The organism is Arthrobacter paludis, from assembly GCF_056782315.1.
Window position 1 is genome coordinate 87,127 of sequence record NZ_JBXAEW010000006.1, and the last position, 19,074, is coordinate 106,200.

Annotated in this window: 20 protein-coding genes and 2 tRNA genes; 9 read left to right on the top strand and 13 right to left on the bottom strand. The window is 74.0% G+C overall.

Going from position 1 to position 19,074, the window contains the following annotated elements; translation table 11 throughout:
* Positions 1–28: 28 nt before the first annotated feature.
* The 3 genes from ygfZ to AC1Q5D_RS06765 form a co-directional block, all read right to left on the bottom strand.
* Positions 29–1,117, bottom strand: coding sequence for a CAF17-like 4Fe-4S cluster assembly/insertion protein YgfZ (gene ygfZ / locus AC1Q5D_RS06755; RefSeq protein ID WP_481737812.1), 1,089 nt, complete (start codon positions 1,115–1,117; stop codon positions 29–31).
* Positions 1,114–1,710 carry a heme-binding beta-barrel domain-containing protein gene (locus AC1Q5D_RS06760; protein ID WP_481737813.1) on the bottom strand — a complete coding sequence of 199 codons (597 nt, stop codon included), beginning with the start codon at positions 1,708–1,710 and terminating at the stop codon, positions 1,114–1,116. Before AC1Q5D_RS06760 ends, ygfZ begins: the two co-directional genes overlap by 4 nt.
* Before the next feature lie 162 nt (positions 1,711–1,872).
* The gene (locus AC1Q5D_RS06765) at positions 1,873–2,628 is read right to left on the bottom strand and encodes a hypothetical protein (RefSeq protein ID WP_481737814.1); all 756 of its coding nucleotides are present in this window, start codon (positions 2,626–2,628) and stop codon (positions 1,873–1,875) included.
* 123 nt (positions 2,629–2,751) lie between these two features.
* Between AC1Q5D_RS06765 and AC1Q5D_RS06770 the strand changes: the two genes are divergently transcribed.
* The 9 genes from AC1Q5D_RS06770 to asd all read left to right on the top strand — a co-directional run bounded on the left by AC1Q5D_RS06770 (position 2,752) and on the right by asd (position 11,056).
* Positions 2,752–3,438 carry a winged helix-turn-helix transcriptional regulator gene (locus AC1Q5D_RS06770; protein ID WP_481737815.1) on the top strand — a complete coding sequence of 229 codons (687 nt, stop codon included), beginning with the start codon at positions 2,752–2,754 and terminating at the stop codon, positions 3,436–3,438.
* Positions 3,439–3,492: 54 nt separating this feature from the next.
* Complete coding sequence (mshD, locus tag AC1Q5D_RS06775; protein WP_481737816.1) at positions 3,493–4,500, top strand: mycothiol synthase; 1,008 nt, start codon at positions 3,493–3,495, stop codon at positions 4,498–4,500.
* A gap of 80 nt (positions 4,501–4,580) precedes the next feature.
* Positions 4,581–6,791 (top strand): RNA degradosome polyphosphate kinase, encoded by a 2,211-nt coding sequence (locus tag AC1Q5D_RS06780; RefSeq protein ID WP_481737817.1) that lies wholly within the window; start codon positions 4,581–4,583, stop codon positions 6,789–6,791.
* A 2-nt stretch (positions 6,792–6,793) separates the two neighbouring features.
* A complete protein-coding gene (locus tag AC1Q5D_RS06785; protein WP_481737818.1) occupies positions 6,794–7,789 on the top strand; it encodes an NUDIX hydrolase in 996 nt (331 codons plus the stop codon).
* 35 nt (positions 7,790–7,824) lie between these two features.
* A complete protein-coding gene (locus AC1Q5D_RS06790) occupies positions 7,825–8,154 on the top strand; it encodes a GNAT family N-acetyltransferase (RefSeq protein ID WP_481737819.1) in 330 nt (109 codons plus the stop codon).
* A 73-nt stretch (positions 8,155–8,227) separates the two neighbouring features.
* Positions 8,228–9,031, top strand: coding sequence for a thymidylate synthase (locus AC1Q5D_RS06795; RefSeq protein ID WP_481737820.1), 804 nt, complete (start codon positions 8,228–8,230; stop codon positions 9,029–9,031).
* Between the two features lie 13 nt (positions 9,032–9,044).
* A complete protein-coding gene (locus tag AC1Q5D_RS06800; protein ID WP_481737821.1) occupies positions 9,045–9,617 on the top strand; it encodes a dihydrofolate reductase in 573 nt (190 codons plus the stop codon).
* Positions 9,614–9,856: an NF038396 family protein gene (locus tag AC1Q5D_RS06805; protein ID WP_481737822.1), complete on the top strand. Its 243-nt coding sequence runs from the start codon at positions 9,614–9,616 to the stop codon at positions 9,854–9,856. The genes AC1Q5D_RS06800 and AC1Q5D_RS06805 overlap by 4 nt, the downstream gene beginning before the upstream one ends.
* Before the next feature lie 81 nt (positions 9,857–9,937).
* Positions 9,938–11,056 carry an aspartate-semialdehyde dehydrogenase gene (gene asd / locus AC1Q5D_RS06810; protein WP_481737823.1) on the top strand — a complete coding sequence of 373 codons (1,119 nt, stop codon included), beginning with the start codon at positions 9,938–9,940 and terminating at the stop codon, positions 11,054–11,056.
* A gap of 83 nt (positions 11,057–11,139) precedes the next feature.
* Here asd and AC1Q5D_RS06815 read toward each other — a convergent pair whose 3' ends face one another.
* From AC1Q5D_RS06815 to AC1Q5D_RS06860, 10 genes are all read right to left on the bottom strand, one after another.
* On the bottom strand, positions 11,140–11,340 hold the full coding sequence (locus AC1Q5D_RS06815; protein WP_481737824.1) for a hypothetical protein: 201 nt from the start codon (positions 11,338–11,340) through the stop codon (positions 11,140–11,142).
* An 83-nt stretch (positions 11,341–11,423) separates the two neighbouring features.
* Positions 11,424–12,494 (bottom strand): UDP-N-acetylmuramate dehydrogenase, encoded by a 1,071-nt coding sequence (locus AC1Q5D_RS06820; protein WP_481737825.1) that lies wholly within the window; start codon positions 12,492–12,494, stop codon positions 11,424–11,426.
* Positions 12,495–12,504: 10 nt separating this feature from the next.
* Positions 12,505–13,650 (bottom strand): MFS transporter, encoded by a 1,146-nt coding sequence (locus AC1Q5D_RS06825; RefSeq protein ID WP_481737826.1) that lies wholly within the window; start codon positions 13,648–13,650, stop codon positions 12,505–12,507.
* A 164-nt stretch (positions 13,651–13,814) separates the two neighbouring features.
* Positions 13,815–14,261, bottom strand: coding sequence for a MaoC family dehydratase (locus tag AC1Q5D_RS06830; protein ID WP_481737827.1), 447 nt, complete (start codon positions 14,259–14,261; stop codon positions 13,815–13,817).
* Positions 14,262–14,711 carry an FAS1-like dehydratase domain-containing protein gene (locus AC1Q5D_RS06835; RefSeq protein ID WP_481737828.1) on the bottom strand — a complete coding sequence of 150 codons (450 nt, stop codon included), beginning with the start codon at positions 14,709–14,711 and terminating at the stop codon, positions 14,262–14,264.
* A gap of 62 nt (positions 14,712–14,773) precedes the next feature.
* A complete protein-coding gene (locus AC1Q5D_RS06840) occupies positions 14,774–15,016 on the bottom strand; it encodes a hypothetical protein (RefSeq protein WP_481737829.1) in 243 nt (80 codons plus the stop codon).
* 9 nt (positions 15,017–15,025) lie between these two features.
* Positions 15,026–16,438, bottom strand: coding sequence for a MinD/ParA family ATP-binding protein (locus tag AC1Q5D_RS06845; RefSeq protein ID WP_481737830.1), 1,413 nt, complete (start codon positions 16,436–16,438; stop codon positions 15,026–15,028).
* A 118-nt stretch (positions 16,439–16,556) separates the two neighbouring features.
* A tRNA-Met gene (locus AC1Q5D_RS06850) sits at positions 16,557–16,630 on the bottom strand.
* 70 nt (positions 16,631–16,700) lie between these two features.
* Positions 16,701–16,772 (bottom strand) — tRNA-Thr (locus tag AC1Q5D_RS06855).
* A 291-nt stretch (positions 16,773–17,063) separates the two neighbouring features.
* The gene (locus tag AC1Q5D_RS06860) at positions 17,064–19,010 is read right to left on the bottom strand and encodes a DEAD/DEAH box helicase (protein ID WP_481737831.1); all 1,947 of its coding nucleotides are present in this window, start codon (positions 19,008–19,010) and stop codon (positions 17,064–17,066) included.
* Positions 19,011–19,074: the final 64 nt, after the last annotated feature.

Below are 19,074 nucleotides of genomic sequence, written 5' to 3' on the forward strand. Positions count from 1 at the left end.
CGGGCCGGGACCGCCCCGCGGAATCCGCCTAGCGCGGACCCCGGAGGAACCCGGTCTGGCGTCCGACGACCTTCCCGGCGTCCGGCGCGACGATGGCCTCCTGGGCCGCCGCGTACTGCTGCTCCCCGTCGACGACGGTGAGCGAGGCCCCCGGATCGGTGTTCCGCTTGACCACGGCCAGCGCGATGGGCCCGGCCTCGTGGTGCAGGGCCGCACTGGTGATGCGGCCGACCGTCTTCTCCCCCAGCCGCACCTCCGCGCCCGCGGCCGGGAGCGTGTGCTCGCTGCCGTCCAGGTGCAGGAAGACGAGGCGGCGCGGCGGGTGGCCGAGGTTGTGCACGCGGGCGATGGTCTCCTGGCCCTTGTAGCACCCCTTCGACAGGTGCACGGCGGTGCGCAGCAGGTCCAGCTCGTGCGGGATGGTCTTGTCGTCGGCGTCCAGGACGGTGCGGGGGCGCCAGGCGGCGATGCGCAGGGCCTCGGCCGCCATCGTCCCGGCCAGCTCGACGCCCTCCAGCGCCGCGGCCAGCTCGGCGCGCGGCACCAGGTACTCGCGCCAGGACCAGTCCGCGCCGGCGTGCTCACCCGCCGTGTAGGCGAAGCCGCCCTCGACGACGCCCGGCCAGGGGTCGATCCACGCCGTCCGGCCTGACAGCGCCGGCAGCTCCGCCGCCGCGCCGACGACGGCCCAGTCCGCGGTGGCGTCCGCGACCTCGACGCGCAGCATGAAGCGCATCGAGTCCAGGAAGCCGGCCAGGGCGGGCGCGTCGGGCCCCTCGACGACCAGCCACGCGGTCTCGCCGTCGTCGACGAGATGGCAGTCGTGCTCGATGCGCCCCTGCACGCTGAGCAGCAGCAGCTGCGCGGACCCGCCCGGCGCGAGCCGGGCGACGTCCTGCGAGGAGAGCGTGGTCAGCCACGTCAGGCGGTCGGGGCCGGAGACCGTGACGACGCCGCGGTGGGAGAGGTCGACGGCGGCGTCCCCGACGGCGAGCCGACGCTGCTCGGGCAGCGGGGCGCCGTAGTGGGCCGCGACCCCGGCGTCGGCGCCGGAGCCCTCGACGGCGCCCGGGCGGTCCAGCAGCGGGGAGCGCCGGGCCGGCGCGTCGGCGCTCACGGCTGCCTCGCCAGCACGGCGGAGGCGTGGGCCCGCAGGCCGTCCTCGCCGGTCGCGGCGTCCCAGCGCCAGAACAGGTCGCCGTTGACCAGGCCGTAGATGCGCGTGGCGGACGCGTACTCACGGGAGTTCGCGCCGCGCATCACCAGGTCCGTGGCGAGGTTGACGCGGGGCCCGTCGATGCTGCCGTAGTACAGCTCGGACACGCCGCGCGGGTGGGTGATCGCCACCTGCAGCGGGAAGCCGTCGCCGGTGCGCAGCTTCTCGACGTCGTCCGCGGTCCGCAGGGCCGGCACGAGGTCGGCCGGCACCATGCCGGGGCCGCCGTCGGCCTCGGTCAGCGGGCGGTCCAGGGCCCAGAAGCCCGTCTCGACCGCGAGCGGCCGCAGCCGGGTGCCGTCGGCGTCGGCGAGCCAGCTCTCCGCCCGGTACTGCAGGTACGGCAGCCCGTTGTGGGTGAACTCGACGCGCTGCTGGAAGTGCGCGTCGGACTCCTCCCCCTCCCCGAGGCGGCCGGCGCCCTCCCAGACGCCGATCAGCCACGAGAGCGGGACGAGCTCGGGCGTCAGGTCCGTGGGGATCTCGATGGGCATGGCGGCCAGGGGGCTACTTCTGGCCCTTGAACAGGCCCTTCACCACAAGGGCGGCCATGCCGGCCATGCCCAGGCCGGCGACGACGAGCAGGGAGATGAAGAAGATCTCGAGCGCGAGGTAGTTGCTTTCCATGGGCCCATCCTAACCGCGCCCGGCGGCTCTCAGTGCAGCAGCAGCAGTTGCGTGAAGTACACCATGGCCCCGGCGCTCAGCACCTGGGCGAGCCCGACCGCGATGGCGCCGGCCGGGGTGCGCAGCGCCTTCTCGGCCACGGCGACGGCGCGCAGCGCCACGGCGGGGACGGAGGCCACCAGGCCCGTGGCCGCCGCGGCGACCCAGTCCGCGCCGAAGCCGGCGGCCACGGCGCCGGACACGACGGCGGCCGCGAACAGCCCGAGCGGCGCGGTGATCCGGTCCGGCCAGCGGATGGCACCGACGGCGAGCGCCGCCGCCAGCCCGGCCCCCGCCGTGGCCAGCGCCGGCGAGTCCCCGGCGTTGGCCGGCAGGCGGTCGGCGCCCACCCAGCCGCTGCCGAGCACGGCCGCGAGGACGGCGGCCGCGCCGGCCAGCGTGGCGCCGAGGCGGCGGCGCCCGCCGGTGCCCCGGACGAGCTGGACCATGAACACCGCGATCAGGCCGAGCGCGACGCACAGCGGCATCCAGTCCAGGGCGCCGGGCACGGCCGTGGTGGCGGCGAGCGTCGCGGCCGCCACGCCGGAGACGGCGGGGATAACGACGGCGGCGACGGGCACCGGCAGGGCCAGGACGCGCGCGAACGCGGCCGCCAGGACGATGACGGCGACGGCGGCGACGATCCAGACGGCGGTGGTGCCGACGGCCCCGGGCCCGAGGTAGCCGGCACCTGCGAGGGCGGCCACGGCGGCCAGTGCTGCGAGTGCGCTCGTTCCCGTCTTCACCCGTCCCATCCTGCCCCATGGTGGCCCTCCCCGCGCAGGCGGCGCGGCCCGCGCCCCTATACTTGGTCCCAATCCGGCCCGACGGCGCGCCCGGCTGGCACGGGCTCGAAGGGAGAGACGCACATGGCGCGCATCGTGATGCTGACCAATGCGCAGGGCCCCAGCGGCACGGTGCTGCCGGCCCTGGAACTGCTGGCCCACGATGTGCACATCGGCCCCGCCTCCGCGACCGCGCTGCCCGACACCGACTACTGCGACGTGCTCCTCGTCGACGCTCGCACCGACCTCGCCGGCTCCCGCACGCTCTGCCGGCTGCTGCGCACCGCGGGCGTGGCCGTCCCCGTCCTGCTCGTCCTCACCGAGGGGGGCATGGCCGCCGTCTCCCCGCAGTGGCAGGCCGACGACGTGGTGCTCGAGTCGGCGGGCCCGGCGGAGGTCGAGGCCCGGCTGCGCCTGGCCTCCGTGCGGACGGCGCCCACGGAGGAGGGCCCCGGGGAGATCCGCGCCGGCGGCGTGGTCATCGACGAGGCCAGCTACACCGCGAAGGTCCACGGCGACCCCCTGAACCTCACCTACAAGGAGTTCGAGCTCCTCAAGCACCTGGTCCAGCACCCCGGCCGCGTGTTCACCCGCGACCAGTTGCTGCACGAGGTGTGGGGCTACGACTACTACGGCGGCACCCGGACCGTGGACGTGCACGTGCGGCGCCTGCGCGCGAAGCTCGGCGCCGACCACGAGCAGCTCATCGGCACGGTGCGCAACGTCGGGTACCGGTTCGCGGCGCCGCGCGGCGCCGGCGACGGCGCGTAGCAGCGCGGCCGCGGGCCGTGGCACCCCCGCGCCCGGGGCACTATGTTGGGTGCCATGAGCGCGATCGAAAGCACCGAGTGGACCCTCTCCACCGACAAGGGCCGGCCCGAGGCGGACGTGCTGCGGGAGATCCGCGCGCTCGCCGCCGACGCCGAGGACTCCGACGGCAACCCGCCCCTGAGCGAGCAGACCCTGGTGGAGCTGCGCACCAACGACGACGCCGACGCCCTGCTGCTCGTCACGGCGTGGCTCTCCGACGGCGTCGACCGCCGCTCCGGCGAGCTCGTCGGGATCGCCGCGGCCGTCCTCCCGGAGGCGCCCGGGCACCCCGGCACGCTGGAGCTCGTCGTGCACCCCGAGTACCGCAACCAGGGCATCGGCGGCGCGCTCGCCGCCGCCCTGGCGGAGGCGACCGACGCGTCCGCGCTGCGCGCCTGGTCGCACGGCAACCACGAGGGGGCCGCCGCCCTGGCCCAGCGCCACGGGTTCGCCCCCGTGCGCGAACTGTGGCGGATGCGCCTGGCCCACGGCCCGGCCCTGCCCGAGCCGGACCTGCCCGAGGGACTGCGCCTGCGCGCGTTCGAGCCGGGGCGCGACGAGGACGCCTGGCTCGCGGCCAACGCTGCGGCGTTCGCCGACCACGCGGAGCAGGGGCAGATGACCCGCCAGGACCTGGACGCCCGCATGGCCGAGGACTGGTTCGACCCGGCCGGATTCCTGCTGGCCGTCGACGCCGACGGGGCGATCGCCGGGTTCCACTGGACGAAGGTCCACCCCGCCGTCGCGAGCCCGACGACCGGCGAGCACCACGCGCTCGGCGAGGTCTACGTCGTCGGCGTCGTCCCGGGCGCCCAAGGCCGGGGCCTGGGCCGGGCGCTGACGCTGGCCGGGATCGGACACCTCCGCCGGCAGGGGCTGGGGGCCGTGATGCTGTACGTGGACGCGGACAACGCCCCCGCCGTCGCCCTCTACCGCGCGCTCGGATTCACGCGCTGGGACGTGGACGTGATGTACGCCGCGGCAGGCGACGCGGCCGCCGGGCCGGAGGACGCCCGGCGGTAAGGTTGAGGGGCGCCCACCGGCGCCCCGCGCCGCCGCGGACCCTCCCCCCACCCATCCGCGAACCGAGGAGCAGGACCGACATGGACCCCCAACCCGTCGCCACCCGGACCTTCGGCGAAATGCCCGCGGCCCGCGCGAGCCAGGACCGCATCGAGCTGCCCGAGTTCGAGCCGTCCAAGCGGCCCGAGGGCGACTTCGCGCTGGACCGGTTCCTGGACCGCGAGCTGAGCTGGCTCAGCTTCAACCAGCGCGTCCTCGAGCTCGCGGCGGACGAGGAGCTGCACCTGCTGGAGCGCGTCAATTTCCTGTCGATCTTCGCGTCCAACCTCGACGAGTTCTTCATGGTCCGGGTCGCCGGACTCAAGCGGCGCATCGCCACCGGCCTGGCCGTGCCCTCCGCCGCCGGCGTGAGCCCCATCGACCAGCTCGAGGCGATCCTCGAGGGGGCCCACGCGCTGCAGATGCGCCACGCCCGCGTGTTCGCGGAGCAGGTGCGCCCCGCGCTGGCCGCGGAGCAGATCCTCATCACCCCCTGGGACCAGCTCGACGAGGCCGCCCAGAACGCGCTGCGCCGCTGGTTCGTGGACCAGGTCTTCCCGGTCCTGACGCCGCTGGCCGTCGACCCGGCGCACCCGTTCCCGTACATCTCCGGCCTGTCCCTGAACCTGGCCGTGATCGTGCGCAACCCCGTCTCCGGCAAGGAGCTGTTCGCGCGTCTGAAGGTGCCGGACGTGCTGCCGCGCCTGATCTCCGTGGACGGGCCGCGCGCCGGGAACGTCCCCGGGCGCGTCGCCCGGTTCATCCCGCTCGAGGACGTCATCGCCGAGCACCTGGACCAGCTCTTCCCGGGCATGGAGGTCGTGGAGCACCACACGTTCCGCGTCACCCGCAACGAGGACCTCGAGGTCGAGGAGGACGACGCCGAGAACCTGCTGCAGGCCCTGGAGAAGGAGCTGCTGCGCCGCCGGTTCGGTCCGCCCGTGCGCCTCGAGGTCGCCAGCGACATCAATCCCGCGGTCCGCGCGCTGCTGGTGCGCGAGCTCGGCGTCGAGGAGGACGAGGTCTTCGAGCTGCCGGCACCGCTGGACCTGCGCGGCCTCGAGGCGATCGCCCGCATCGACCGCGCCGACCTGCACTACCCCAAGCAGCTGGCCCACACGTCCCGGTTCCTCAACGAGTCCGAGACGTCCAAGGCCGCGAACGTGTTCGCCGCCATGCGCCGGCGCGACATCCTGCTGCACCACCCCTACGACTCGTTCTCCACGTCGGTGCAGGCGTTCCTGGAGCAGGCCGCGGCCGATCCGAAGGTCATGGCCATCAAGCAGACGCTCTACCGCACGTCGGGCGACTCCCCGATCGTGGACGCGCTGATCGACGCCGCGGAGGCCGGCAAGCAGGTCCTGGCCCTGGTGGAGATCAAGGCCCGCTTCGACGAGCAGGCCAACATCACCTGGGCCCGCAAGCTCGAGCAGGCCGGCGTGCACGTCGTCTACGGGATCGTGGGCCTCAAGACGCACTCCAAGCTCTCGCTCGTGGTCCGCCGGGAGGGCGAGCGGCTGCGCCGGTACTGCCACATCGGCACGGGCAACTACCACCCGCGCACGGCCCGCTACTACGAGGACCTGGGCCTGCTCACGTGCGACGAGCAGGTCGGCGAGGACGTCTCCCGCCTGTTCAACCAGCTCTCCGGCTACGCCCCGCGCTCCACGTTCAAGCGCCTGCTCGTGGCCCCCCGCTCGCTGCGCTCGGGCCTGATCGACCGCGTGGAGCAGGAGATCGCCAACCGCAAGGCCGGGCTGGCCGCGCGCGTCGTGATCAAGGTGAACTCGATGGTCGACGAGGCCATCATCGACTCCCTCTACCGGGCCAGCCAGGCCGGGGTCACGGTCGACGTCGTCGTCCGCGGCATCTGCGCGCTGCGCCCCGGCGTTCCCGGCCTGAGCGAGAACATCCGGGTCCGCTCCGTCCTGGGCCGGTTCCTGGAGCACTCCCGCGTGTTCGCGTTCCACAACGCCGGGGACCCCGTGGTGTTCATCGGCTCGGCCGACATGATGCACCGGAACCTCGACCGCCGCGTCGAGGCCCTGGTGCGCCTGGCCAACCGCGAGGACATCGTGGAGACGCTCGCGCTTCTGGACCGCTACATGGACGACGGCACCGCCAGTTGGCACCTGGACGAGCACGGCGAATGGATCCGCCACCACAAGGGCCCCGACGGGGAGCCGCTCTCCGACGTGCAGTCCTGGCTGCTGGACTCCCGCCGCCGCCAGCGCAGCGCGGGCCGACGGTGACGGTGTCCGCCCTCCGGTGTCCGCACGCCGTCCGCTCGTCGGACGACGCGGAGACCACGGAGCGCGCGGCGGCGGGCGGGTTCGCCGTCGTCGCCGCCGGATGCCTCCCGTGGCGGTGGGCCAACTCGCACGTCGAGGTGCTCGTCATCCACCGGCCCCGCTACGACGACTGGTCCTGGCCGAAGGGCAAGCTCGACGACGGGGAGACCCTGCCCGAGTGCGCCGTCCGGGAGCTGCGGGAGGAGACCGGCATCGAGGGCCGGCTCGGCATCCCCCTGCCGGCGGTGGCCTACCGGGTGCCCGCCGGGGCGAAGGTCGTCTACTACTGGGCCATCGACGCCGGTGCCTCCGAGGTCCGGCCGGACGGGGACGAGGTCGACGAGGCGCGCTGGGTCTCCGTGGGCGAGGCGGCCCGCCTGCTGACGAACCCGAACGACCGGCTCCCGCTCGACGCCCTCGACGCGGCGTTCGGCCGGGGCGAGCTGGACACCCTGCCCTTCGTCCTCGTCCGCCACGCCAAGGCCAAGCCGCGCTCGACGTGGACCAAGGAGGAGGGCCAGCGGCCCCTGGCCGCGACCGGCCGCCGCCAGGCGCTGGCCGTCTGCCGCCTCCTGGCGGCCTGGCACCCGGACCGCGTCGCGACCAGCCCCTGGACCCGGTGCCTGCAGACGTTCACGCCGTACGCCAAGCGGCAGCGGCTGAACCTGAAGCTGGTCCCCGCGATCACCGAGCATGCGGCGCGCCGCAAGCCCGAGAAGGCGCGCAGGGCGTTCTCCAAGCTCCTGGACAAGGCGGTCGCCGGGGCCGTGTGCACCCACCGCCCGGTGCTGCCGCTGGCCCTGGCGACGCTGCGCGAGCGCCTCCCGGCCGCGGCCGCGGCCCACCTCCCGGCGCAGGACCCGTACCTGCGGCCCGGCTCGATGGTCGTGGTCCACCAGCCGCGCTCGAAACGGGGCACACTGGTGTCGGTGGAGTTGTACGAGCCGTACCAGGACTGACCCGGCGCAGGGCGCGGCGGGGACGAGGAGGAACGATGGGCACCAGCCAGACGCAGCCGGAGAAGATCGTGCACGAGGGGCTGCGGATCGACCACGACACCGACCGCGGCCGCTGGTCGCTGTGGCACGGCGCGACGTACGTCGGCTTCCTCGGGTACTCGGTCGAGGACGACGGCGCCGTCGTCCTCCAGCACACCATCATCAAGGAGGACTTCGGCCGGCGCGGCTACGCGCGGGCCCTCGTCACCCTGGTCCTCGACGAGCTGCGCGGGCAGGGGCGGCGGATCGTCCCGGAATGCACGTACGTGCAGGACTACCTGCGCCGCTACCCCGAGTACGCGGACCTGGTCGCCCGCGAGTCCTAGCGCTGATCGTGCCCCGAGTGAGACGTCCCACCCCCTGCCCGGGGGCAGGGTCCCGGCGGCTAGAATGGGCCCGGTGAGCATCCCCACCCCCTACGAGGACCTGCTGGCCGACGTCCTGACGCACGGCACGCCGAAATCCGACCGCACCGGGACGGGAACGCGCAGCGTCTTCGGCCGCCAACTGCGCTACGACCTCTCCGCGGGGTTCCCCCTCGTGACGACCAAGCGCGTCCACTTCAAGTCCGTGGCCCTCGAGCTGCTCTGGTTCCTGCGCGGGGACTCCAACGCGCGCTGGCTCCAGGAGCAGGGCGTGACGATCTGGGACGAGTGGGCGGACGCCCAGGGCGAGCTCGGCCCGGTGTACGGCGTCCAGTGGCGCTCCTGGCCCACCCCGGACGGGCGGCACATCGACCAGATCTCGCAGGTCGTCGAGTCCATCCGCAGCAACCCGGACTCGCGGCGGCACATCGTCTCCGCATGGAACGTCGGCGAGCTGGAGAACATGGCCCTGCCCCCGTGCCACGCGCTCTTCCAGTTCTACGTGGCCGACGGGCGCTTGTCCTGCCAGCTCTACCAGCGCAGCGCGGACCTCTTCCTCGGGGTCCCCTTCAACATCGCCTCCTACGCGCTGCTCACACACCTGGTCGCCGCGCAGACCGGCCTCGAGGTCGGGGACTTCGTCTGGACCGGCGGCGACTGTCACATCTACGACAACCACACGGAACAGGTCCGCGAGCAGCTCTCCCGCGACCCGTACCCGTACCCCCGGCTGGAGCTGGCGCGCCGCCCCGAGAGCCTGTTCGACTACGGCTGCGGGGACCTCGTCCTCCACGACTACCGCCACCACCCGGCCATCAAGGCCCCCGTCGCCGTCTAGGACCAAGGAACGCATGAGCGAGAACCAGCCCTCCCACCGCGCCGCGCCCGCCGCGCCGGCCGCGACCCGCATCGGCATGGTGTGGGCCCAGGCCGCCAACGGCACGATCGGCCGCGACGGCACCATGCCGTGGAGCCTGCCCGAGGACATGGCCCACTTCAAGCGCACGACCATGGGCCACCCGGTCATCATGGGCCGGCACACCTGGGAATCCATCCCGCAGCGGTTCCGGCCCTTCGCGGGCCGCACGAACATCGTGCTCACCTCCCACGGGGACACGGCCGACGAGGTGCGCGCGGCCGGGGGGACCGTCGTGGCCGACCTCGACGCGGCGTTGTCCGCCGCGGCCGCGGCCGAGGGCTCCGAGGAGGTCTGGATCGTCGGCGGCGGGAAGGTCTACGCCGCGGCGGCCGGCGTCGCCGACACGGCCCTGGTCACGCGGCTGCGCGAGGACTTCGACGGCGACACCCGCGCGCCCGGGCTCGGCCCGGAGTGGACGCTGGCGCTGTCCGAGCCCGCGGACGGCTGGACCGAGTCCGCCTCCGGCCTCGGCTACCGGATCGAGCTGTGGGAGAAGCGGGCGTGAGGGAGGCGTTCCGGGCGCTCGGCACGCAGCCCGACGCGCTGTTCCTGCTCGGCTACCTCCTCCTGCCCCTGTTCGGGCTGATCAGCGCCGGGCTCGGCCTCTGGCTCGTCCTCACGGACCGGGTCGTCGGCGGGCTCGTCGTGCTCCTGGTGGTCACGCAGGCCTTCGCGTTCGGCGCGCTGTGGCTGGTGGCCCGCCGCCGCCGGATCCTCGACGGGCAGCCCGCGGACCGCCCCTGAACCGGGACGCCCGCGCCCCCGTTGCGCCCATGTGAATTACCCAACTGCGCCGGACGCGGCCCGGCCCGTACCATGGAACGCATGAATTCTTCCGTTGGATTTGTCGGATACCGAGGCATGGTTGGCTCCGTGCTGATGCAGCGCATGCGCGAGGAGGGGGACTTCGAGGGCATCGACCCGGTGTTCTTCTCCACGTCCAACCCAGGCGGCGACGCGCCGGCCTTCGCCGCCGGTGCCCCCGCCCTGAAGGACGCCTACGACGTCGCGGAGCTGGCCAAGCTGCCGATCATCGTCACGGCCCAGGGCGGCGACTACACCAAGGAAGTGCACCCGAAGCTGCGCGCGGCCGGGTGGACCGGCCTGTGGATCGACGCGGCCTCCGCGCTGCGCATGAACGACGACTCGATCATCGTCCTCGACCCGGTCAACCGCAACGTCATCGACGCCGGCCTCGAGCGCGGCGTCAAGGACTTCGTGGGCGGCAACTGCACCGTGTCCTGCATGCTCATGGGCCTGGGCGGCCTCTTCCGGAACGGCCTCGTCGACTGGGCCACCTCCATGACCTACCAGGCGGCCTCCGGCGGCGGCGCCCGCCACATGCGCGAGCTGATCACCCAGTTCGGCGCGATCAACGGCTCCGTCGCCCCGGAGCTCGCCGACCCGGCCTCCGCGATCCTGGACATCGACCGCAAGGTCCTCGAGACCCAGCGCGGCGACCTCGACGCCAGCCAGTTCGGCGTCCCGCTGGCCGGCTCGCTGATCCCGTGGATCGACGCCGACCTCGGCAACGGCCAGTCCAAGGAGGAGTGGAAGGCCGGGGTCGAGACCAACAAGATCCTCGGCACCGACGACAAGAGCCACATCGGCATGGACGGGCTGTGCGTGCGCGTCGGCGCCATGCGCTCCCACTCGCAGGCCCTGACCATCAAGCTGCGCGAGGACCTTCCCGTCGAGGAGATCGAGCGCCTGATCGACGCGGACAACGAGTGGGCCACCGTCGTGCCCAACACCAAGGACGCGTCCATGAAGCAGCTGACCCCGGTCGCCGCTTCCGGCACCCTCGAGATCCCGGTCGGCCGCATCCGCAAGCTGGAGATGGGCCCGGAGTACATCTCGGCGTTCACCGTCGGCGACCAGCTCCTCTGGGGCGCGGCCGAGCCGCTGCGCCGCATGCTGGCGATCGCGCTGGGCCGCCTCTAGCACCGCCCCCAGCGCCGACGCGAGGGCCCGTCCGCACCGCGGACGGGCCTTCGCGCATTCCCGGGGGCCTCCGGCGGCGCCGGCTACACCTCGCGGTGCGTCCGGCCCTGGTCCTGGACGGCGGTCTCGTAGAGCCGCTCCAGCGCGTCGAGGCGCTCGTCGGTGATGTCGCCGGCGGCGTGGGCCTTGCGCCCCTGTTCGAGGAGGCGCTTGGCCTCCTTGGCGTTGGCGTCGGCCAGCTCGGCGGCGTGTTCCAGGCTCGTCTCGTGCTCCACACGTTCCATAGCCCCATCGTGCGCCGGGGCCCCGTCAAATGTCCACGCTCCGCCGTGCGCTGTGGGTAACGGTTCGGTGACGCGGGACCGGGCTACAGGCTGTCGTTGATGATCAGCGGCTCGTTGTGCAGCTCGATCCCGAACTCCTCCCGCACGCCCGCGTGGACGGCGCGGGCGACGGCGAGGATGTCCGCGGCGGTCGCGGAGCCGCGGTTCGTGATGGCCAGCGTGTGCTTCGTCGACAGGGACGCCCGGCCCTGCGCGAGCGGCTCGCCGGCGGTGCCGGGCAGCCCGTAGCCCTTGGCGAAGCCGGCCCGGTCGATCAGCCAGGCCGCCGAGAGCTTCACCCGGCCCTCCCCCGCCGGGAACCGGGGCGCGTCCGCGGGCAGGTGCCCGGCGTCGGCCTCGGCCAGGATGGGATTCGTGAAGAAGGAGCCCGTGCTGTACGTGTCCCGGTCTTCCGGGTCGAGCACCATGCCCTTGCCCGCGCGCAGCTGCAGGACCGTCTCCCGCACCCGGGCCGCGGGCGCCCGCTCCCCCGCGGCCACGCCCAGGCTGCGGGCCAGCTCGGCGTAGGCCACCGGCGCGGACTGCGCGGTCCGCTCCAGCCGGAACGAGACCTCCAGGACCACGTACCGGGGCGACCCGTTCTCGGTGGTGCGCTTGAGCAGGGAGTCGCGGTAGGCGAAGCCCAGCTCGCCCGGCGCGAACGTCCGGCGCCGGCGCTCACTGCGGTCCCAGGCCACGACGGCGGAGACCGTCTGGGCGACGTCCGCCCCGTACGCGCCGACGTTCTGGACCGGCGTGGCCCCGGTGGCCCCCGGGATCCCGGAGAGCGCCTCCAGGCCGGACAGGCCCAGGGCCAGGGTCTCCGCGACGGCGGCGTCCCACGGGTGGCCCGCCTGCACGGTGACGGTCGCTGCGCCGTCGTCGTCCCCCGCCACCGCCAGCCCGCGCGTCGCGATGCGCAGGACGGTGCCGGCGTAGCCGGCGTCGGAGACCACGAGGTTGGAGCCGCCGCCGACAATCAGCAGGGGCTCGCCGGCGGCGTCGGCGGCCTCGACGGCGGCGACGACGGCGTCGGCGGCGTCCGCCTCCACGAAGCGGCCGGCGGGACCGCCGACGGCGGTCGTGGTCAGCGAGGAGAGCAGCGTTTCAGTCACGCCCTCCAGCCTAATGCCCGGCGTCGGCCGGCCCGGGCGCGGCCGCGGACCGGGGCGGGCGCGCGCTGCCGGCCAGCGCGAAGGAGACGCCCACGAGCACCACCAGCAGCAGCAGGGCGTTGAGCAGGCCGGTCCGGTCCGCGAGCAGGCCCAGGACGGGCGGGCCGCAGAGGAACGCCCCGTAGCCGAGCGTCGACACCGCGGAGACCCGGGCGGCGGCGAGGACCGGCTCGTCGGCGGCCGCGGACATCGCCACGGGGAACGTGAGCGCGACGCCGAACCCCCACAGGGCCAGGCCGGCGAACGCGACCGGCAGGGACCCGCCGAGGACGAACAGGAGCACCCCGGCCCCGGCGGCGACGGCGCTGGCCCGCAGCGTGGCGACCCGGCCGAAGCGCTCCAGGACGGGGCCGCCGCCGAGCCGCCCCGCCGTCATGCACGCGACGAACGTCCCGTAGCCGAGCGCGCCCACGTGGTTGTCGGTCCCGTAGCCGTCGGCGAGGGCGAGCGCGACCCAGTCGCCGGCGGCCCCCTCCGCCAGGGCCAGGCCCAGGACCATGACGCCGAGCATCACCGTGCGCGGCTCCCGCCAGGCGCGCGCCGCGCTGCCCCGGCCGCCCGTGGCCGCGCCCGTCGGGCTGGTGGGCCGGGCCTCGCCCGCTCCGGTCCCGTCCGGGCGAAACGCCCCGGCGGCCCAGAGCACGCCGGCGGCGACGGCGGCGGCCATCCCGCCCAGGTGGACGCCGAGCGGGACCTCCTGCCACGACGCCAGGGACCCGATCCCCGCGCCGGCGACGGTCCCGAGGCTGAACCCGCCGTGCAGCAGCGGCATGACCACGCGGCCGACCGCGAGCTCGAGGGCTGCCCCCTGGACGTTGGCGGCGATGTTCCAGCACCCGGTGCCGAGCCCCGTCACCGCCAGGCCGACGGCGGCCGGCACCGAGCCGAAGGCCCCGGCCCCGACGCCGATCGCGGCCAGGGAGGCGGCGACCAGCAGGGCGCCGCCGGTGATGCAGCGGCCGGAGCCGGCGCGCTGGACCAGCCAGCCGGAGAGCGAGACGCTGATGAACGAGCCGAGCGTCAGGCACAGCAGCAGCAGGCCCACGCCGCCGTGGGTCAGTTCGAGGCTGTCGCGGATCGACGGCAGCCGGGACACCAGCGTGGAGACGACGAGCCCCGACGCGAGGTAGGCGGTGAGCGTGGCGTTCCGCCACGCGGCGGTGGAGGCGCGGCGGCGCCCCGGGTGCCCCGATGCCGCCGTCCGGGGGCCCGGCCGGCCCGGGATCCCTGGGCGCTGCTGGTGCGCCCACCGCCAAGGGCTCAGAGCCTCACCAGGGCCTGGGCCTTCACGAGGACCTTCTCGCCGGCGGCCGTGACGGTCAGGTCCACGCGGGCCGTGCGGGCCTCCGCGTCGAGCTTCGCGACCGTCCCGGCGACCTCGACGGGCGTCCCGTCCGCCTCGGAGGGGTTGGAGCCGGGCGGGTCCGCGACGACGACGGGCTTCGTGAAGCGGGTCTGGTAGTCGACGACGGCGGCGGGGTCGCCGGCCCAGTCGACGACGAGCTGGACGGCGGCGCCCATGGTGAACATGCCGTGGGCGATCACGCCCGGCAGGCCGACCTCCGTGGCGAAGCGTTCGTTCCAGTGGATGGGGTTCAGGTCCCCGGAGGCGCCCGCGTAGCGGACCAGGTCGGCCCGGTTGACGGCCACGGTCGACGTGCCGATGGACTGGCCCTCCTCGAGGGAACCGAAGTCGATGCGCGCCATCTACTGCTCCTCTCCGCGCACGAGCAGCGAGGACACGGCCGTGCAGACCGGTTCCCCCGCCATGGTGGCGATCTCCGCGCGGGTGGTGACCATGCCCCCGGTGCCGACGGCCCGCACGTTGTCCACGTGCAGCTCCGCGACGAGCTCGTCGCCGGCGACGATCGGGCGGTGGTGGGTGAACCGCTGGTCCGCGTGGACGACGCGGGAGAAGTCGATCCCGGCGGACGGGTCGGCGATGAGCCGGGCATCGGCGCGCTGGGCCACGATCACGGCGAACGTCGGCGGGGCCACGACGTCCGCGTGGCCGAGCTCCGCGGCGGCTGCCGGGTCGAAGTGGGCGGGGTGCGTCGCCTTGACGGCCCGGGCGAACTCCCGGATCTTCTCCCGTCCGACGGCGTACGGCTCGCCGGCCGGGTACGTGCGGCCCTTGAGGCCGGGGTCGATGCTCATGCTGTCCTTCGCGTCCTGCGGTGCGGTTGCGGCGCGGTGCGCCTCCCCCAGCCTACGCGACCCTACCGGCGGGTCGGCGGGTTCTTCCGCCGGTAGTCGCGCGCGTCCCGGCCGCGCACGACGAGGCCGGCGACGTGGCTGAGCAGTCCGAGCCCGATGATCCCGATCGCCGTGTACATCAGGGGGCGGTTCCCGGTGTTGGCTCCGACGAGGGCCAGCACGATGCCGACGGCGGAGAGCGCCATCGACGCGACGACGATCCGCTTGTAGAGGGCCGAGGCCGCGTCCCAGGGGGTCCCGATCACCGGCTTCCCCTAGTCCAGCCCGGCGGCCACGGCCGCGGCGGCCTCGAGCCAGGCCCGGCGGGTGCCGGGGCGCAGCGCGTCGAAGCGGATCGGCCCCTTGACCAGCGCCGGGTCGTAGGGGATGGTCACGACCGCCCGGGACAGGCGGCGGAAGCCGTCGGCAATGCGGGAGAGCTGGTCCCCGCCGCCGCGCTGCTGGTGCTGGCTGACGACGACGACGGCGTTGCGCGCGAGCTCGGCGTAGTGGCCGCCGCGGGACGCGAGGGCCTCCAGCAGGAGGGCGCCGGCCTCGGCGTGCTCCTCAACGGTGGTCGACGCGATGACCAGCTGGTCGGTGTGGTCGATCATCCGCAGCCAGCGCTCGGCGGACTCGTCGTTGCCGGAGTCGACGACGGTGAGCCGGAAGTAGCGGCTGGCCGCGGCGTGCAGCGCGTCGAAGCCCGAGGCGTCCAGGTGCTGCTCGTGCGCGAGCAGGCGCGGGTCCGTGCGGAGGACGGAGAACCGGTCCTCCGGCTGGTAGTGGACGTACTCGTCGATGCGGCGATCCCCGGCCTTGGCCTCGGCCAGCTCCGGCGCGACGGCGAGCAGGTCCATGGAGTGGCGCGGGTGCCCGGCGTCGACGGTGCGCCAGCCCAGGGTCCCGCGGGTGCCGTTGTTGTCCCAGACCAGGACGGTCTCGCCGCTGTGCCGGCCGAACGCGGCCCCGAGCAGCACGGCGGTCGGCGTCTTGTTCGCGCCGCCCTTGCCGTTCGCCACGGAGACGGTGCGGGCCTTCGGCAGGGGCGCGGCGATGGCACGGCGCCACTTGCGCTCCTGGAGCTCCTGTGCGGAGGGCTGCACGCTGAAGCCGACCCGGGCCAGCAGCCCGCGCATCCCCTGCTGCGGGGGCAGGTCCGCGGCGTCCTCGGGCCGCAGGAACGTCTCGCGGGAGTCCAGGGCGGGGCTGGTGCCGCGCAGAGCCTGGCGGCGGGCCTCGGCGCTGGCCCGGGCGCCGCCGGCGGGGACGGTCGCCGCCGGACCGGCCTCTGCCGGGCGGACGGACGGGGTCGCGCCCGCGCCGCCGTCGTCGTCCGCGGGGCCGGACGCGTCGCTGCCTCCGTCGTCGTCCGCGGCGCCGGAACCCGCCGCGGCCTCGTCCGCGGACCGCTCGCCGGGGACCGCGACAGGGACGATCCACGACGTGGACCACGCTTCGCCGTCCTCGGGCCGGGATTCTTCGATAGCGTCGAACTCGTCGGGTTCCGCGACGTCCGCGACGCGGCCCGAAGCCGGGACCGCGGGGGCCAGGGCCGCCCGACGACGCTGCGCGGCGTGGACCAGATCGTCCTCGCGCCCGCTGCGCCGGGCCTCCTCCTCCGCTTGGCGCGCACGGCGCAATGCCGCGCGCGACGGAAAGTTCTGCTCGGGTCCCCCCAGGGCCATCTGGCGTGTCCTTTCAACGTGCCGAGGAAAGCTGTTTCCACCCCATAGCCTATTGCCCTTGCGCGGCCGGGCGGGACACGAAAAAATCCCCGGCGCCTGGGCACCGGGGATTGTTCGGTAGCGGTGCCGGGACTCGATCCCGGGACCTCACGATTATGAGTCGTGCGCTCTAACCAGCTGAGCTACACCGCCACGAATGGGAGTGCCCGCGCCTGCGTCCTCAACTCGCGTTGCGTGGACCCAGACGCGGGCCACCATTCAGAGCCCCCCACGGGAATCGATCCCGTGACCTCAGTCTTACCAAGACTGCGCTCTACCACTGAGCTAGGGGGGCAACGGAGAAAAACTCTACCAGCAGTTGGCCGCGATGCAAAAACGGGGAGACCCTCTTGTGGCCGGTTCCACAACCGCGCGGCGGCCGCCCCGGAAAACCGTCGCCGATCCGACAAAGCGCTGGGATTCCGACAGCGTTTTGTCCGATCCGCGACGATTTTTCGACGGGGCGCCCGGCAGGCCCGGCCGACAGGAACGGAGCCCTCCCCCGCACCGGGGGGGGGAAGCGCCGGCGCCCGGAAACGCCGCGGGCGCCCTCCCCCGCAGGGAAGGGCGCCCGGACGGGTGCCTCCTAGTAGTTGCGGCCGCCGCGGCCCTTGGGGCCGTCGAAGCGGGCGCCACGGGGCTTGCGGGAGCCGAAGCCGCCGCGCTCCTTGCGGAAGCCGCCGCCCTCGTGGCCGCCCTCGCGGTCGCCCTCGCGCTTGCGGAAGCCGCCACCGCCCTCGCGCTTGCGGAATCCGCCGCGGTCGCCCTCGCGGAAGCCACCGCGGTCGCCGCCACGGAACCCGCCGCCGCCGCGCTTCGGACCGGAGTCCAGCTCCAGGCGGATCAGCTCGCCGCCGATCCGGGTGCCCGACAGGGCGTCCCACTGGTCGGGGCGCAGGTCGGCGGGCAGCTCGACGAGCGAGTGGTCCGAACGGATGTCGATCCCGCCGATCTCGTTGGAGCGGAAGCCGCCCTCGTTGGCCAGGGCGCCGACGATCGAGCCGGGCAGCACGCGCTGGCGGCGGCCGACGGCGATCCGGTACATGGCGTTGCCCTCCGCTGCGACGCGGGGGCCGCGGGGGCCGCCGTCGCGATCGCGGGGCCCGCCCTCGCGGGAGCCCTTCTGCATGCGCGCCTGCTTGGCCGGCGGCATCGGGATGTCCTCCATGAGCAGCGGGCGCCCGCCCTGTGCCATGTGGGCCAGGGCCGCGGCGATCTCGAGCGGGTCGAGCTCCTCGTGCTCGCCCGCGTACTTCTCGACGAGGTTGCGGAACACGGTGAGGTCCTCGGAGGTCCGCGTCTCCGTGATCTGGTCCGCGAACTTCGCCAGGCGGCGGTCGTTGACGTCCTCGACGCTGGGCAGGTGCATCTGCTCGACGCTCTGGCGGGTGGCCTTCTCGATCGCCCGGAGCAGGTAGCGCTCGCGCGGGGTCATGAAGAGGATCGCGTCGCCGGTGCGGCCGGCACGGCCGGTCCGGCCGATGCGGTGCACGTAGGACTCGGTGTCGTGCGGGATGTCGTAGTTGATGACGTGGCTGATCCGCTCGACGTCGAGGCCGCGGGCGGCGACGTCGGTGGCGACGAGGATGTCGATCTTCCCGGCACGCAGGTTCTCGACGGTCCGCTCGCGCTGCTGCTGCGGGATGTCGCCGTTGATGGCCGCGGCGGTGAAGCCCCGGGCCTTCAGCTTCTCGGCCAGGTCCTCGGTGGCCATCTTGGTGCGCACGAACGCGATGACGCCGTCGGAATCCTCGGACTCGAGGATGCGGGTCATGGCGTCCAGCTTGTGCGGGCCCATGACCTGCACGTAGCGCTGGCGGATGTTCTTGCCGGTCGTGGTCTTGGACTTGACCGAGACCTCCTGCGGGTTGCGCAGGTACTGCTGGGCGATGCGGCGGATCGAGGCCGGCATGGTGGCGGAGAACAGCGCGACCTGCTTGTCCTCGGGGGTCGCCTCGAGGATGTGGTCGACCTCCTCGGCGAAGCCCATGCGCAGCATCTCGTCGGCCTCGTCGAGGACGACGTACTGCAGCTCGGACAGGTCCAGGGAGCCCTTGTTGATGTGGTCGATCACGCGGCCGGGGGTGCCGACGACGACCTGGGCGCCGCGGCGCAGCCCGTTCAGCTGCGGGCCGTACGGGGAGCCGCCGTAGACGGGAAGGACCGTGAACTGGTCCAGGTGCTTGGCGTAGGAGGTGAACGCCTCGGCGACCTGCAGCGCGAGCTCGCGGGTCGGGGCCAGGACCAGGACCTGCGTGTTGCGGGTCGGGCCGTTGACCTCCGCCAGCTCGGCCATGCGGGACAGGGCCGGCACGGCGAACGCGGCGGTCTTGCCGGTGCCGGTCTGGGCGAGCCCGACCACGTCGCGGCCCTCGAGCAGCAGCGGGATGGTGGCGGCCTGGATCGGGGACGGCGTCTCGTAGCCCAGGTCGTTCAGGGCGGCCAGGACGCGGCCGTCGATGCCGAGGTCCCCGAACGCGGGGCCCTGGTTCTCGGTCTCGGTCTGGTTCTCGGTGGATTCGGTGGTGGGCATGTCTGTGGACACGGTGGGGCAACCTCACTGTGGGGGGCGGGGCCGCGCGGTGCGCGGCGCAATC